1 protein-coding gene is annotated in these 335 nt (G+C 44.5%); it reads right to left on the reverse strand.

The features are described from left to right. A partial coding sequence (locus A4R26_RS12960; protein ID WP_207625741.1) for a condensation domain-containing protein occupies nt 1-335 on the reverse strand: 335 nt, incomplete at both ends.

The following is a 335-nucleotide window of genomic DNA, read 5'->3' on the forward strand; positions in this document are numbered from 1 at the left end:
TACACCTTCGATAATTTCTTCTCTTCCATGACCCTCCATCTTTAAGACGCTTTTATCTACTGAGAGAACTTCTTTGAGGGCAAGGCCAAAACCTGTCAATAACACATCGTTTATCTCTGTGCTATAAACCCCATGAACCCGGGTTTGCAATAACTCAGTGGTCTGCTTATCTAAGGCAAAAGATTCAGAAGAATCTATTACAGCTACCTCACCTGCTTCTACCGCTTTGTCCTGGGGTAAACCTGCTATCTGCTGATCGCAGACCTGCTGCCAGTAAGTACGCTCCTTCTCAAGCTTTTTACCTGCCGCGTATTCTTTTTGAAGCAAAGCCCATC

The organism is Niastella populi, assembly GCF_002078015.1.
In the GTDB taxonomy this organism is placed as follows: domain Bacteria; phylum Bacteroidota; class Bacteroidia; order Chitinophagales; family Chitinophagaceae; genus Niastella; species Niastella populi.